The sequence below is a fragment of the Acidisoma cellulosilyticum genome (assembly GCF_020621385.1).
GTDB classification, from domain to species: Bacteria; Pseudomonadota; Alphaproteobacteria; order Acetobacterales; family Acetobacteraceae; genus Acidisoma; species Acidisoma cellulosilyticum.
The window spans coordinates 201,164-215,157 of record NZ_JAESVA010000001.1 but is presented as its reverse complement, the minus strand read 5'-3'; the positions used below and the strand labels follow the sequence as shown (position 1 = coordinate 215,157).

The window sequence follows — 13,994 nt, the reverse complement described above, 5'->3', positions numbered from 1 at the left end:
ATGCGGGGCAAGCGGGACGGCGTACCGAAGCATGGCGACAAGCGGCGCATGCGCATCGGTCTTTTGGGTGGGTCCTTCAATCCGGCCCATGACGGTCATCTGCATGTCGCCAGGCTTGCCTGCCGGCGCTTCGCACTCGATCAGGTCTGGCTCATGGTCTCCCCCGGCAATCCGCTAAAACCGGCGCGTGGCATGGCGCCCTTCGGGGAGCGGCTGGCCTCGGCCGAGGCGATTGCCGATGGACGTCGCATCGTCGCGACGGCGATCGAGGCAAAGCTGGGCTCCCGCTACACCTGGGCGACGCTGGCCAAGCTGCACCGGATTTTTCCCCGCGTGGACTTCGTCTGGCTGATGGGCGCGGATAATCTGGAAGATCTCGCACGTTGGCAGCGCTGGCAGAGGATCGCGGCGCAGACAGCGCTTGGGATCTTGCCGCGACCGGAACATAATATGGAAGCGCTGGCCGGTCGTGCAGCGCATCGCCTGCGCCATGCGCGCCTGCCGGCGCGCGCCGCCTCCCGCCTTGCCGCAGCCCAGACCCCTGCCTGGATTTTCTTGCCTGCCGCCCAAAATGCGCTATCCGCAACAGCGCTACGTGCGGCGAAGTCGGCAGCCACTGCCAATGAGGCTGCCACAATCGATGCTGCGACATGCAGCGCCATACATGGAGAAGGTCAATAGCCCGCAATCCGACGACCGACCCGGCCGCCCCGCGCCGCCGCGTCGCGTCCCCCAAGGCAGCCGCCGCGGCAGGGACAACAACAACGGCCCCCGCAACCTTGCGTAAGAAGGCTGTCATTTCCGGTCCGCGTGCGAAAAGCCGCAAGGCCGCCGCGACGCCGAGCGAACTCGATCGCCTGCAGGCCCTCATCGTCACCAGCCTGGATGACGATAAGGGCGAGAATATCGTGACGCTCGACCTGGCCGGAAAGGCAAGCTTCGCCGACCGCATGATCATCGCGAGCGGGCTGGCCGATCGGCAGATCAGCGCCATGGCGACCCATCTGCAGGTCAAGCTGCGCGAGGAAGGCTTCGGCCGCGTGCGGCTGGAAGGCGAGAACGGGTCCGACTGGGTGCTGATCGATGCCGGCGATATCGTCGTTCATCTGTTCAAGCCTGACAGCCGCGAGCTGTACGGCCTTGAAAAGATGTGGGGCGCGGACCTGGACGAGCCGAGCGAGGGCTGATCGCGCTGCCCCGCCGATGATGCGCGTCATCGCCATCGGGCGGTTGCGCCAGGGGCCGGAAGCGGAGCTGTTCGCCCGTTATGCCGGTCGCCTGCGCCCGGCGCTTGCCCTCACTGAACTGCCCGAGGGGCGTGGCGCCCCGGTGGAGATCAAGCGGCGGGAAGGGCAGGCTTTGCTCGCCGCCCTGCCGCCGCAAGCCTATGTTATCGCGCTCGATCTGGACGGCGCGACACCGGACAGCCCCGGCCTCGCCCGCATGATGGAGGCCTGGCAGGGCCTCGGTCGGCCGATCTGCTTTCTGATCGGCGGGACGGAGGGGCTGGACGCCGCCGTCATCGCGCGGGCGGACGCCAAGATTTCCCTGGGTAAATTCACCTGGCCGCATTTCCTGGTCCGCGTCATGCTCGCCGAGCAGCTGTTTCGCGCCCATAGCATCCTGACAGGCCACCCCTACCATCGGGAGGGACGGCCGTGATACCAGCGGCGAGACGTTAAGAACGGAGACTCGCGCCATGACCGAACAACAGCAACGCCCGGTGATGCTGGTCATTCTGGACGGCTGGGGCTGGCGCGACTCTAATACCGATAACGCCGTGCGCCTGGCTCATACGCCGGTCTTCGATCGGCTTTGGGGCAATGGACCGCATACTTTCCTCAGCACATCGGGCGAGGATGTCGGCCTGCCGGAAGGCCAGTTCGGCAATTCCGAGGTCGGTCATCTGAATATCGGCGCCGGCCGCGTGGTCATGCAGGACCTGCCGCGCATCACCCGCGCCGCGCGGGACGGATCGCTCGGCCAGAACGCCGTGCTGCGGGATCTGATCGCCAAGGCCCGCGCCGGGTCCGGCACCATCCATCTGCTCGGCCTGATTTCCCCCGGCGGCGTTCATGCCCACCAGGATCACGCCGTCGCCCTTGCCCATATTCTGACGGAAGCCGGTCTTACCGTTCTGATCCATGCGGTGACCGACGGGCGCGACACGCCGCCGCGCTCCGGCGTTGGTTTCGTCGCGGAATTCGAGGCGGCACTGCCGCCGGGCGCGCGCATCGCGACCCTCAGCGGCCGTTACTACGCCATGGACCGCGACAACCGGTGGGAGCGCGTAAAGCGCGCCTTTGACGTCATCATATCCGGCCAAGGCCCGCATTTTGGCTCGGCTGCCGAAGCGATCGCGGCGGGTTATGGTGAGGATCTCGGCGACGAATTCCTGCTCCCTGCCGTCATCGGCGGCTATGAGGGCGTGAAGCCGGGCGACGCTCTGCTCACCTTCAACTTCCGGGCCGATCGCACGCGCCAGATTCTGATGGCGATGCTGGACCCGGCCTTCGACGGTTTCGATCGCGGGCCTCTGCCGCCCTTCGGCGCGGCGGCCGGCTTGACCCAATACAGCACGGCGCTCAATGCCTTCCAGACGACGCTTTTCGCGCCGATCAGCATGGACGATCTGCTGGGCCAGGTCGTGGCGCAGGCCGGTCGCCGCCAGCTGCGCATGGCCGAGACCGAAAAATACCCGCATGTCACATACTTCCTGAACGGCGGCATCGAAGTGCCGAATGACGGGGAAGAGCGCATCCTGGTGGCTTCCCCGAAAGTCGCGACCTATGATTTGCAGCCGGAAATGTCGGCGCCGGAGCTGACGGCGAAGGCCGTGGAGGCGATCGATAGCGGGCGCTTCGACCTCATTATCCTGAACTTCGCCAACCCGGACATGGTCGGCCATACCGGCATTCTGGAAGCCGCGATCCGCGCGGTGGAGACGGTCGATACTGGCCTCGGCGAGATTGTGACCGCCGTGACGCGCCAGGGCGGCGCGCTGTTCGTGACGGCCGATCATGGCAATTGCGAGCTAATGCGCGATCAGGTGACGCTTGTGCCGCACACGGCCCATACGCTGAACCCGGTGCCCGCCATGCTGGTGGGTGTGCCTATGGGCACTACCCTGGCCAGCGGGCGGCTTGGCGATATCGCGCCGACATTGCTTGCGCTTATGGGGATCGCCCAGCCAGAGGCGATGACCGGTGTCAGCCTGTTGCGGAGCGCCACAGCTGCCACGAGCGCATAGCATTTCTATCCGGTCGCGCTTCAGCCTGACCCTGCCGATCGCAGGCCTGCTGGCGGTAAGCTTGGGCGCCCCCGTCTGGGCGGCGAGTGCCCCGTCGCAGGCCGACGTCAAGCGGGCGGAAGGGCTGCGCGCCCTGCATCAAAGCCAGGCCATCGCCGCGCGTGCCAAGGCAGCGGCGCTTGCGGCGATGCAGGCAAGCCTCTCGCAACAGCGGGTGCAAGCTGCCGCCCGCCTGCGCGCGGCGGAAGACGCGACGGCGGCTGCCGCCGATCGTATGGCCGATCTCGCGGCCCAGAAGAAAAAGGTGACGGCCGAGCTGGTGGCTCGCGCCGCCGCTTTCGCGCCGATGCTGCCGCTGATCGAGCGTTTGGCACTTTACCCATCGGAAACGCTGCTGGCCGTGCCGGCGCCGCCGCAGAATACTTTGCGCGGCCTGCTGGTGCTGCAGGGCTTGTCGCGGGAGATCGGGCGCCAGGCCGCGGCTTTGAAGGCGGAGCGAGACCAGCTCGACAAACTGACCGCCGATATGCAGGCCGCAGCCCCCGCTTTAGCCCAAGCCTCAGCGGTGCAGGCGGCACAGGAAGCGGCGCTTGACGCACAGATCGCGAGTGCGGCCGCCAGCCGCCAAAGTGCCGAGAGTGCTGCTGCCGTCGCCGATCAGGCGGCTGCGCGGGACGCTACGCGCGCGCAGTCGCTGCAGGACGCGATCAAACAAATCGCCGCCGCCCGTGCCGCCGCCGCTGCCAAGGCAGCGCGTCTGGCCCGCCAGGCTGCGCGTGCCGGAAAGGCTGCGGCGGCCGCGCGGGCGCAGGCTCAGGCCGAGGCACTGGCGACACCGGCCGGCAATGGGCTGGGCAAGGCCTCCGGGCAGATCATGTCTCCCGTCGCCGGCAAGCTCATACGCGGCTGGGGCGACCAGACTTTGGCGGGGCCGGCGACCGGCCTGTCCTACGCGACGCCGCCGAACGCCCGCGTCGTTTCCCCTTGCACCGGCAATGTTTTGTTCGGGCAGCCGTTCCGCAGCTACGGTCTGCTCGTCATCGTCGATTGTGGGAAGGGCTATGACTTCGTCCTCGCCGGCCTTGACCGGCTCGACGTCAGCGTCGGACAACGGTTGCAGGCGGGCGAGCCCGTCGGCGTCATGGGCGGGTGGAACCCAAGCCAGCCTGCGGCAAGGCCGAAGCTCTATCTGGAATTACGGCAGGATGGGAATCCCGTGAATCCTACGCCATGGCTGCGTGCCCAGGGTTGATTGTTGTCGGGTTTCCTTCCCACAATGCGCACCATGTATGGTGACGGTCGGCGTTTGAATGGCGCCGGGCCGTTATCCCTCCGCCCCACGACCGCGCCCCAGGGGGCGGATTTAGGAAAGCTCGGATGAAGTTTCGCTCTGGTTTGCTGATCGGTTCGGCGTTTGTGGCGGGTATCGCCCTTGCGCCCACGTCCGACGTTCTTCTCCATCGCTTCGGGGGTGCTCTCGGCATCCCTCACGCCTTGGCGGCCGAGGATAATGCCTCCGGCACCTATCAGGTGCTGAGCCTGTTCGGGGATGTCTTCGAACGGGTGAAGGCGGATTATGTGACGCCCGTGAACGATCAGTCGCTGGTCGAGAATGCCATCAACGGCATGCTCGCCGGGCTCGATCCGCACAGCGCCTATATGAATGCGCAAGAATATCGCGACATGCAGGCCCAGACCGATGGCGCCTTCGGTGGCCTCGGTCTTGAGGTGAGCCAGGAGAACGGCTTCATCAAGGTTATCAGCCCGATCGACGGCACGCCGGCGGCGAAGGCCAATATCAAGCCGAATGACCTTATCATCGCGATCGACGGCAAGTCCGTGCAGGGCCTTTCCCTGGATACCGCGGTCGATGAGATGCGTGGGCCGCCGGGCTCGGCCATTTCGCTGACCATCAAACCGGCCGACAAGCCGCGGCCGGTCGTCCTCAAGCTGACCCGCGAGGTCATCAATGTGCCGGCGGTGCATTCCGACCTTTACGGCGATACCGGCTATATTCGCCTCTCGGTCTTCTCCGAGAATGCCGATCAGGGCATCCGTGACGCGATCAAGAAGCTGAATGCCGAGTCCAAGGGCAAGCTGCATGGCTATATTCTTGACCTGCGCAACAATCCTGGCGGTCTGTTGGATCAGGGCGTCGCGGTCGCCAACGACTTCCTGAACACCGGAGAGATCGTCTCCACCCGCGCTCGTCACCCGGAGGACAGCGAAGTCTGGAGTGCGAAGCCCGACGGCGACGTTGCGGGCGATTTGCCCATGGTCGTGCTGATCAATCCTGGCTCGGCCTCGGCCGCCGAAATCGTCTCCGGCGCGCTGCAGGATAATCGTCGCGCCATCATCATGGGCGAGCGCAGCTTCGGTAAGGGGTCGGTGCAGACCGTGATCCCGCTGCCCGACAACAGCGCCATGCGCCTGACGACGGCGCGCTACTTCACGCCGTCCGGCCGCTCCATCCAGGATCTGGGCATCACGCCGGACATCCCCGTCGCGGAATCGATCGAGGCGGCCAATGCCATGCAGCCGCTGCGCGAGAGCGATTTGCAGCACGCCATGCTGAACCCCAACAGCAAGCAGTTGCCGCCGCTGGCCCCGCGCACCGACCTGCCGGCCATCGCCAAGTCGATCCCGAAGCAGCCGCCGGCGGATTGGCCGAAATTCGACCCGACCAAGCCAGCGACCGACTTCCAGTTGCAACAGGCGATCAAGGTCGTGGACGCCATGAAGGCGCAGACCAGCGCCTCGAACTGACGACTGCGACCGACAAGGCCACTGACGAGGATTGGCGATGCGCCCCGAGGATATGCCCTACCGCCCGAATGTCGGCGCGGTTCTGTTCAATCGGGCGGGGCGCATCTTCGTGGCCCGGCGCGCGGATTTCCCCAATGCCGAGGGGGCGGCCGGCGGCTGGCAGCTTCCCCAGGGCGGCATTGATGAGGCCGAGGACCCTGCCGTCGCGATTTTTCGCGAACTGGGCGAGGAGATCGGCACCGACCGCGCCGAAATCCTGGGCGAACATCCCGACTGGCTGCAATATGATCTGCCCGATCACTTGATCGGCAAAGCCTTGGGTGGCAAATATCGCGGTCAGCGGCAGCGCTGGTTCGCGCTGCGCTTTACCGGTGAGGATAGCGATATCCGCCTCGACCTTGATCCGCACCCGGAATTCGACGCCTGGCGCTGGGATGACCTATCAAACCTTCCGGCGTTGGCGACCAGTTTCAAGCGCGACATCTATACGGTTCTGGCTTCATCCTTCGCGCGCTTCGCCGTTCCGGCCTGATTTTCCTCTGCCGTAAGGATAGTTGCCCATGAGCATCGTCACGCTGACCGCCGGCGACGGCCATCAGTTTTCCGCCTATCAGGCCGGTCCGGCTGACGCGACCATGGGTCTTGTCGTGGTGCAAGAAATCTTCGGCGTGAACGGCCATATGCGCTTCGCGAGCGATACCCTGGCGAAAGCCGGTTTCGCCGTCATCTGTCCGGCGCTGTTCGACCGTGCGGAACGTGACGTCGAGCTTGGCTACGGCGCGGAAGACCGTGACCGGGGCCTCGCGCTGCGCGCCGGCATCACCGAAGCGCAGGTGATGCTGGACATCGAAGCCGCGGCCGCCGCTCTTGGCCTGAATTCGGTTGGCATCATCGGCTATTGCTGGGGTGGTACGATCGGCTGGTGGGGTGCGACGCGCAGCACGCGTTTCAAGGCTGCGGTCGGCTGGTATGGCGGCGGCATCGCCGCGACCCGTACCGCGGTGCCCCATTGTCCGGTTCAGTTGCATTTCGGTGCCGAGGATCATGGCATCCCGCTGACGGATGTGGATGCCATTCGTACGTCCCAGCCGGGTGTCGAGGTTTTCGTCTATGACGGTGCGGGACATGGCTTCGGCTGCGAGGAGCGTGCGAGCTTCAACGAAACCGCTTTCGACCTCGCTCAAACGCGCAGCCTGGACTTCTTCCGCAAGCATCTGGCTGCCTGACCTGTCTAAGACCTTGGTTTCATAGCTGTCAGACGTTGTTTTTAACGTCTGATTGGCTTAGCCCCTAGCTTGTGAGCTGTTGATTGGCCCGCAGGCAGGAGAGTGTATGCGACTACCCCGCGTTGTCATGTGGCAGCGGATCGCCGAGATCCTGACGGCAGAGATTAGCGCCGGTAGCTTCCCACCGGCTTCACGCTTGCCGACCGAGACAGCACTTGCGGAGCGTTTCGGCGTCAATCGTCATACCTTGCGTCAGGCGATCGGCGCGCTGTCCGATGTGGGTCTGGTCAGTGTCCAGCATGGACGTGGCACGTTCGTGCGGCCGGCGCCGGTCATCGAATATCCGCTCGGCACCCGCACCCGTTTCAGTGAAATCCTCTCCCAGCAAAGCCGTTTGGCTGATGGTGAGCTATTATCCAGCCGCGAGCAGCCGGCCGGCACCGAAGTCGCGACCGCCCTCGGGCTGGCACCGGAGGGCTTGGTCATCGTCCTGGAGATCCTGCGCCGGGCGGATGGCCAGCCGGTCAGCCTGAAGACCGCGCATCTGCCGGCCGAGCGGTTCCGTGGCATCGACATGGTCTTCCGGGAGACGAATTCGCTGACGGCGGCACTGCGCCGCTTCGGTGTGGCGGATTACACGCGGCGCAGCACGCGCATCTGGACAAGGATGCCGAGCCCGGAAGAGGCGGTTCTGCTGCACCAGAAAAGCAACGAACCTGTTCTGATCATGGAAACGATCGATCAGGATGAGGCGGGACAAGTGATCGAATTCGGCATCGCCCGCGCCGCCAGCCAGCGGGTGCAAATTCTCGTTACGACCTGATGCTCTCGTCGTCCGCGCGACACTTGCGCGGACGACGACATTGGGGGCTTGCCTCGACCGAGCCGGGGATCGGTTCAGCCAATGCCGCCGGTCTCCGCAGCGGTATCAGGCCAAAGCGCGCTTGCCTCCGCCGCCGTGTAGTAACCCCGGGCAATGTCCCGCCGTACCAGCTCGGCGGATCGCCTGGCCGGATCACCGTAACCGCCGCCGCCGGGCGTCATGACTTCAACCCGGTCGCCCGCCTTGACGCGGATATTCTGATCCTTGGAGAGATGTTCGGGGGTATAGACTTCGCCGTCGCGATAGACGCGCACGATGTTGCGCGCGCCATCCTGTCCGCCTTGCACGCCCGGCGGGCCGAAACGCCCATGGTCCATGACGAAGCTGGCCGTTGCCTCGCCGCGCAGGATCTCGATCTCATAATGCACGCCGAAGCCGCCGCGATGCTGACCGGCGCCGCCCGAACCCTCGCGCAGCGCGAAACGGCGAAACAGGACCGGGAATTTCTGCTCCATCACCTCGACCGGCGCGGTCTTGGAAATACCGATGGTGGAACAGCCATTGGTCAGCCCGTCATGCAGGATATTGCCGCCATAGCCGCCGCCGGAGATCTGATACATGACATAGCCGGCACCGGCCTTGGGGTCGAAGCCGCCGAGCGCGAAATTGCCCGACGAGCCGGCGGGTGCGGCCGTGACCTTGTCCGGGATGGCCTGCACAAGGGCGAGGAAGACCGCTTCCGCGATGCGCTGGGAGACTTCGGCCGCACAACCCGAGACCGGGCGTGGATAGCGCGCATCCAGGAAGGTGCCTTCCGGTCGCGGCACGATCAATGGCGCGAAAGCGCCGGCATTCAGCGGCACGTCGGGAAAGATATGCCGCACGGCGAGATAGACCGAGGAGAGCGTGGTCGCGAAGACCGAATTCATCGGCCCCCGGCAAGGCGGACTTGACTGTGAGAAATCAAAATTGAGCGCGCCCTCTGCCTTGGTCATGGTCAGCGCGATGCGCAGCGGCGCATTGACGATACCGTCCGAATCGACAAAGGCCTCGCTCTCGTAAACCCCGTCCGGAATTTCCTCGATTTTAGCGCGCATGAGATTGGCGGCGCGGGTTTTCATTTCCGCGATGACGCCCGTCACCGTCTTCAGCCCATAGCGCGTGATCAACTCGCCCAGGCGCCGCTCACCGATCTTGAGCGCGGAAACCTGGGCCTTGATGTCGCCGATGCGCTGATCGGCGACGCGGATATTGGCATTGATGATGGAAAGGATTTCCTGATCCATCTCGCCGCGCTTGAAGAGTTTGACGGGCGGCAGGCGCAGCCCCTCCTGCTCGACCTCGGTCGCATGGGCGGAAAAGCCGCCCGGCGTCATGCCGCCGGTATCGGGCCAATGGCCGGTATTCTGCAGCCAGCAGAGAAGCTTGCCGTCATTGAAGAAGGGCATGGCGAAGCGCACATCCATCAAATGCGTGCCGCCCAGATAAGGATCATTGACGATATAGATATCGCCGGGCTCGGGTGCGGCGACCCGTCCTTCGCGGATCAGGCGGGTGATCTCGCCGGTCGAATATTGCATGACGCCGACGAAGACGGGCAGGCCAAGCTCGCCCTGCGCGATCAAGGCTCCGGTTTCGGCATCATAAATGCCATCCGACCGGTCATCGGCTTCGGCAATCACAGGCGAAAAGGCGGATCGCGAAAAGGCCAGATCCATCTCGTTGCAGACCTGCTGCAACCCGGCTTCGATCACGGCCAGCGCCAGCGGATCGGTGTTTTCCGACCCCGCCGCCGCATTGCCCAGGCTGGCGGGCGTGATGCGCAGATTGCCGATCCCGTCGACGCGAAGGACCGCACCCGGTTCCACGAAAATGGTGCTGTCGGCCTGTTCCAGCACCGCGGGGCCGGTGAGCGTGGCACCCAGCGGCAGCGCGTCACGGGCATAGAGCGGACAATCGACCCAGGCGCCGCCCGCGAAAACCGGCCGGCTGCCGGTGCGGGCCTCCTCAACCGAGGCCAAGCGGAGGCTCGGGTCCTGCAGTGCGGCGACCGGAAAGGGCTTCCGCTTTCCGGTGACGGAGGTATTGAGGTTCACCAAGGTCGCGCGGATTTCCGGCATGCGGATCTGAAAGCGCTCGAAATACGCTTCCTCGAACAGGCTTTGCAGCGTCTCGCGAGCGACGTCCGCATCTGGAATGGCAACGCGGATCAGATGCGTCTGCCCCCGGAACTGCATATCGGCGGAATGGCGGATCTCCGTCGTTTCGATCTCGCTTTGCTGGGCGGCGTTGATGTCCATGCCGCGTTTGACCTGATCGGCCAGCAGGCGATGGACCTCCGCCATATCGACCGCGTCGAGCGATTGGTTGAGCGTATTGACGAAATCCTGCCGCAGATCGGCGACCAGGCAACCGAGCGCGTTGGTCAGGCCTGGCCGCGCCGGGATCAGCACATCGGGGATGCCGAGGTCGGCGGCGAGGGCCACGGCATGCAACGGCCCGGCGCCGCCGAAGGCGAACAGGCAGAGCTTGCGCGGGTCGCGCCCGCGGGAGAGCGAGACCATGCGGATGGCGCCAGCCATATGGACATTGCCCAGCGCAATAACGGCGGCAGCTGCTTCATCCACCGTCAGGCCGAGCGGCTTGGCTAGTTTCTCCTCGAAGATTTCCCGGACCTGATCCAGCGTTACGCGGTCGCCGCTGATGCTGATGCGGGAAGCGTCCAGCCGGCCGAGGATCAGATTGGCGTCGGTAATGGTGGGCGCACGGCCGCCGCGGCCGTAGCAGATAGGCCCGGGGGTCGAGCCCGCGCTGTGCGGCCCGACGCGCAGCATGCCGGCGGCGTCCAGCCAGGCGATGGAGCCACCACCCGCGCCGATGGTGCGGACATCGACCATGGGTACGTGGATGGGCAATCCGTAATCGATGGTGAGTTCGGCCGAGACTTCCGGCAGTCCACCGCTGATCAGCGCCACATCGCTGGACGTGCCGCCCATGTCATAGGTCACGGCATCGCCGACGCCGGATTGCTGCAAGGTGGTTGCCGCGGCGATGACGCCGGATGCCGGGCCGGACATGACCGTTTTCGCAGCGTCGCGGGCGGCGAGGGGGGCGGCGATGGTGCCGCCATTGCCGTTCATCACCAGCAGATCGTGGCGGAAGCCCTGCTGGCGCAAGCCTTCCGTCAGCCGGTCCAGGTAACGATCCAGCACCGGCTGCACGGCCGCATTCACGGATGCCGTCGTGCCACGCTCATATTCCCTGTATTCGGACAGCAGCGCATGGCCGAGGGTGATATAGGCATTGGGCCAAAGCTCCGCCGCGATGCGCCCGGCCGCCAATTCGTGGGCCGGATTGGCGTAGGCATGCAGGAAATGAATGACGAGCGCTTCGCATCCCGCGTCACGCAGGGCGATGACGGCTTGGCGGACGGCATCCTCATCCAATGCTGTCAGGATTTCGCCAGCCGCATTGAGGCGTTCCGGCACCTCCTTGCGCAATTCGCGCGGCACCAGAGGTTCGAAGACGCCAAACAGACCATAGGGATTGGGCCGCGTGCGGCGGCCGACTTCCAGCGTATCGCGAAAACCCTGGGTGGTGATCAGGCCGACAAGGGCGACTTTCCGCTCCAGCACCGCATTGGTGGTGACGGTCGTGCCATGGATCAGCAGATCGAGCGCCGCTGGTGTGGTTCCGGCTGCCGCAATGCCCTGGAGCACGCCTTCCGCCTGATTGGCGGTGGTCGACGGGACTTTCGCGAAATGCACGCGACCGCCGCTGGCATCTTCCTCGAACAGGAGTACGTCGGTAAAGGTTCCCCCGACGTCGATTCCAGCAACCCGTCGCATCATTGGTCACTCCAGATCGTTTGCATACGAACAATTAAACGGGAGCGGCCAGGGCGGGTAAAGGGATAAGTTACAAGAACGAACGAAGGATTGAGAGGTCGCCCCGTTCATTCAGTCTTGGCGGCAGTTTGGCGGCGTAAGAGGATGAATTTTTTCTAACTTCTTTGCCAAATTTGGCTCTAGAATATAATTCGTTAGACCTAATTTTAGTTGGTTGTCATCGTCTTCATGCCCAATTAGGGTGCGTTGCAACATGGGACGGCATCTGATGATGCGGATCCACGGAAGGCGTTGGCTGGACAATGGCGGGGTGTAGTGGCGGTTCCCGGTAATATCGAATCCCTGGCTTATTGCCCGTCCATTGGCGGATGGCTCGTTCTGGGTTGGATTGGTTTCGGATGGGATGCGGAAGGCGCTCAGCCCGAAGCGACGCTTAATTTCGGCGGCCGGCTCGTCGTTGCGGAACCCATTATTTGTGTGATTGACCGGCCCGACGTTCGTAAGGTCGGCACGGGCATTGTCATGTTCATCCCGGATCAGCGCGATCTGAAGGGGATGCCGCATGATCTTGTGCTGCGTCGCGGCGATTTTGCATTTTCTACCCCGCTGGTATCAGCGCAGCAATTCGACCCCCAGACCGCACTGACGCATGGCCGCAATCTTCTGGCCCATGCGACAAGGTCGGAAGAATGGCAAAATCTGATCTCCTTGCTGGAGCGGCCGCTTTTTACCGGCCCCGACACGATCGAGTCCTTCGATCGCCCGGTTTTCATGCAGGTTGATCTTGCCTTTGTCTGCCCGCCAAGTGGGCTTTGGCTCTTCGGTTGGATGCTGGACCCTTTCGCGACCATCGCCCGGATGACGTTGCGTTGCGGCGGAAGGTCCGCCGTGATCGATCCACGAGAATGGATCAGCATTTCGCGCGCCGATGTCAGCAGTGGCTTCGGGGAGCAGTTTGGCGGCCTCAGCCCTAAATGCGGCTTCCTGGCCTATTTCCCCGACGTCTATCTACCTGGTCAGGCGCCTTATATCGAAATCGAGACGGTTTACGGAGAGATCGGTTTCAAGGCGATGGCGAATGTCCGCAGCGCGGGCGTCGATACCATCAAGGACATGCTGCAGCGTATCGACCTGCGCTATGACGAGCTTGTGCAAGGCTATGATCGTGTCATCGGCCCGGCCATCGAAGCGATCAATACATTCAGACTTCGGAACGAAGTTGGTTATACGCGCATGGATTTCGGTCCGCGCGTGGCATCGCCGCGCTGCTCCATCATTATTCCGCTCTATGGGCGGATGGATTTCATGGAGTATCAGCTGGCCTTTTTTGCCGGCACATTGTCACCGGATCACGAGATTATTTATGTTCTCGACGATCCGACCCGTCAGCGGGAACTCGAATTTCTATCGGCCTCCTGTTATGCGCGTTTTCGCCGGCCCTTCACTTTGGTCGGTCTGGCCGAAAATCTCGGTTATGCGCCGGCCAATAATATGGGGCTGAAGGTCGCTTCGGGCGAGTATATTTGCTTCCTCAATTCCGACGTGTTCCCGGACGAATCCGACTGGCTGGAATACATGCTGCAGACGGCGGAAAACGATCCGAAGGTCGGCATCGTCGGCGCGCTGCTCGTTTTTGAGGACGAGACGGTGCAGCACGACGGCTGCACATACGAACGGCTGCCCGAATTTGGCAACTGGGTTTTTTGTATGCATCCCGACAAGGGCATGACCTCGCCGAAAGTGCTGCGTGTGCATGAAGTGGGCGGCGTCACCGGTGCCTGCATGGTCATGAAAGCGGAACTCGCGCGCCGCGTCGGTGGTTTCGATCAGGGCTATGTGGTCGGAGATTTCGAGGACGCTGATCTTTGTGAGAAGGTCAAGACCGCCGGTTTCTCCTGTATGGTCGATCAGCGCGCGCGCCTTTATCATCTCGAGCGCCAGAGCCAGGGCAATCAGGCGGCGTCCTGGCGTTTCAATCTCACCCTCTATAATGCGTGGCGTTTCCAGAATCGCTGGGTCCGCAATGCCGAGCGGTCGCTTGTTCTGGACGAGCCCGAGGCGGTGGCCTGATTCCATGAGAT

General features: G+C 63.9%; 11 protein-coding genes. 10 read left to right on the top strand and 1 reads right to left on the bottom strand.

The window, feature by feature from the left end; all coding sequences use genetic code 11:
• The 9 genes from ACELLULO517_RS00950 (at position 1) to phnF (ending at position 8,065) form a co-directional block, all read left to right on the top strand.
• Positions 1–681 (top strand): nicotinate-nucleotide adenylyltransferase, encoded by a 681-nt coding sequence (locus tag ACELLULO517_RS00950; protein ID WP_227304832.1) that lies wholly within the window; start codon positions 1–3, stop codon positions 679–681.
• Complete coding sequence (gene rsfS / locus ACELLULO517_RS00945) at positions 651–1,187, top strand: ribosome silencing factor (RefSeq protein ID WP_227304829.1); 537 nt, start codon at positions 651–653, stop codon at positions 1,185–1,187. The genes ACELLULO517_RS00950 and rsfS overlap by 31 nt, the downstream gene beginning before the upstream one ends.
• Before the next feature lie 19 nt (positions 1,188–1,206).
• On the top strand, positions 1,207–1,662 hold the full coding sequence (locus ACELLULO517_RS00940) for a 23S rRNA (pseudouridine(1915)-N(3))-methyltransferase RlmH (RefSeq protein ID WP_227306041.1): 456 nt from the start codon (positions 1,207–1,209) through the stop codon (positions 1,660–1,662).
• A 37-nt stretch (positions 1,663–1,699) separates the two neighbouring features.
• Positions 1,700–3,250 carry a 2,3-bisphosphoglycerate-independent phosphoglycerate mutase gene (gene gpmI, locus ACELLULO517_RS00935; protein WP_227304827.1) on the top strand — a complete coding sequence of 517 codons (1,551 nt, stop codon included), beginning with the start codon at positions 1,700–1,702 and terminating at the stop codon, positions 3,248–3,250.
• 61 nt (positions 3,251–3,311) lie between these two features.
• Complete coding sequence (locus ACELLULO517_RS00930; RefSeq protein ID WP_227304824.1) at positions 3,312–4,502, top strand: murein hydrolase activator EnvC family protein; 1,191 nt, start codon at positions 3,312–3,314, stop codon at positions 4,500–4,502.
• A 125-nt stretch (positions 4,503–4,627) separates the two neighbouring features.
• Positions 4,628–6,016, top strand: a complete 1,389-nt coding sequence (locus ACELLULO517_RS00925; RefSeq protein WP_227304821.1) for a S41 family peptidase — start codon at positions 4,628–4,630, stop codon at positions 6,014–6,016.
• 37 nt (positions 6,017–6,053) lie between these two features.
• Entirely contained in the window at positions 6,054–6,548 is a 495-nt protein-coding gene (locus ACELLULO517_RS00920) for an RNA pyrophosphohydrolase (RefSeq protein ID WP_227304818.1), read from the top strand.
• 28 nt (positions 6,549–6,576) lie between these two features.
• Positions 6,577–7,242: a dienelactone hydrolase family protein gene (locus ACELLULO517_RS00915; RefSeq protein WP_227304815.1), complete on the top strand. Its 666-nt coding sequence runs from the start codon at positions 6,577–6,579 to the stop codon at positions 7,240–7,242.
• Between the two features lie 106 nt (positions 7,243–7,348).
• Positions 7,349–8,065 (top strand): phosphonate metabolism transcriptional regulator PhnF, encoded by a 717-nt coding sequence (gene phnF, locus ACELLULO517_RS00910; RefSeq protein ID WP_227304812.1) that lies wholly within the window; start codon positions 7,349–7,351, stop codon positions 8,063–8,065.
• 74 nt (positions 8,066–8,139) lie between these two features.
• On the opposite strand, the gene ACELLULO517_RS00905 is transcribed toward phnF, so the two are convergent.
• Positions 8,140–11,916 (bottom strand): hydantoinase B/oxoprolinase family protein, encoded by a 3,777-nt coding sequence (locus tag ACELLULO517_RS00905; protein ID WP_227304810.1) that lies wholly within the window; start codon positions 11,914–11,916, stop codon positions 8,140–8,142.
• 312 nt (positions 11,917–12,228) lie between these two features.
• Here ACELLULO517_RS00905 and ACELLULO517_RS28835 point away from each other — a divergent pair, with 312 nt between their 5' ends.
• The gene (locus tag ACELLULO517_RS28835) at positions 12,229–13,983 is read left to right on the top strand and encodes a glycosyltransferase family 2 protein (protein WP_227304806.1); all 1,755 of its coding nucleotides are present in this window, start codon (positions 12,229–12,231) and stop codon (positions 13,981–13,983) included.
• The last annotated feature ends 11 nt before the right edge of the window (positions 13,984–13,994 follow it).

Coding starts and splice junctions, on each gene's coding strand:
- ACELLULO517_RS00950 (WP_227304832.1), top strand. CDS start 1: ATGCGGGGCAAGCGGGACGGCGTACCGAAGCATGGCGACAAGCGGCGC.
- rsfS (WP_227304829.1), top strand. CDS start 651: ATGCAGCGCCATACATGGAGAAGGTCAATAGCCCGCAATCCGACGACC.
- ACELLULO517_RS00940 (WP_227306041.1), top strand. CDS start 1,207: ATGCGCGTCATCGCCATCGGGCGGTTGCGCCAGGGGCCGGAAGCGGAG.
- gpmI (WP_227304827.1), top strand. CDS start 1,700: ATGACCGAACAACAGCAACGCCCGGTGATGCTGGTCATTCTGGACGGC.
- ACELLULO517_RS00925 (WP_227304821.1), top strand. CDS start 4,628: ATGAAGTTTCGCTCTGGTTTGCTGATCGGTTCGGCGTTTGTGGCGGGT.
- ACELLULO517_RS00920 (WP_227304818.1), top strand. CDS start 6,054: ATGCGCCCCGAGGATATGCCCTACCGCCCGAATGTCGGCGCGGTTCTG.
- ACELLULO517_RS00915 (WP_227304815.1), top strand. CDS start 6,577: ATGAGCATCGTCACGCTGACCGCCGGCGACGGCCATCAGTTTTCCGCC.
- phnF (WP_227304812.1), top strand. CDS start 7,349: ATGCGACTACCCCGCGTTGTCATGTGGCAGCGGATCGCCGAGATCCTG.
- ACELLULO517_RS00905 (WP_227304810.1), bottom strand. CDS start 11,916: ATGATGCGACGGGTTGCTGGAATCGACGTCGGGGGAACCTTTACCGAC.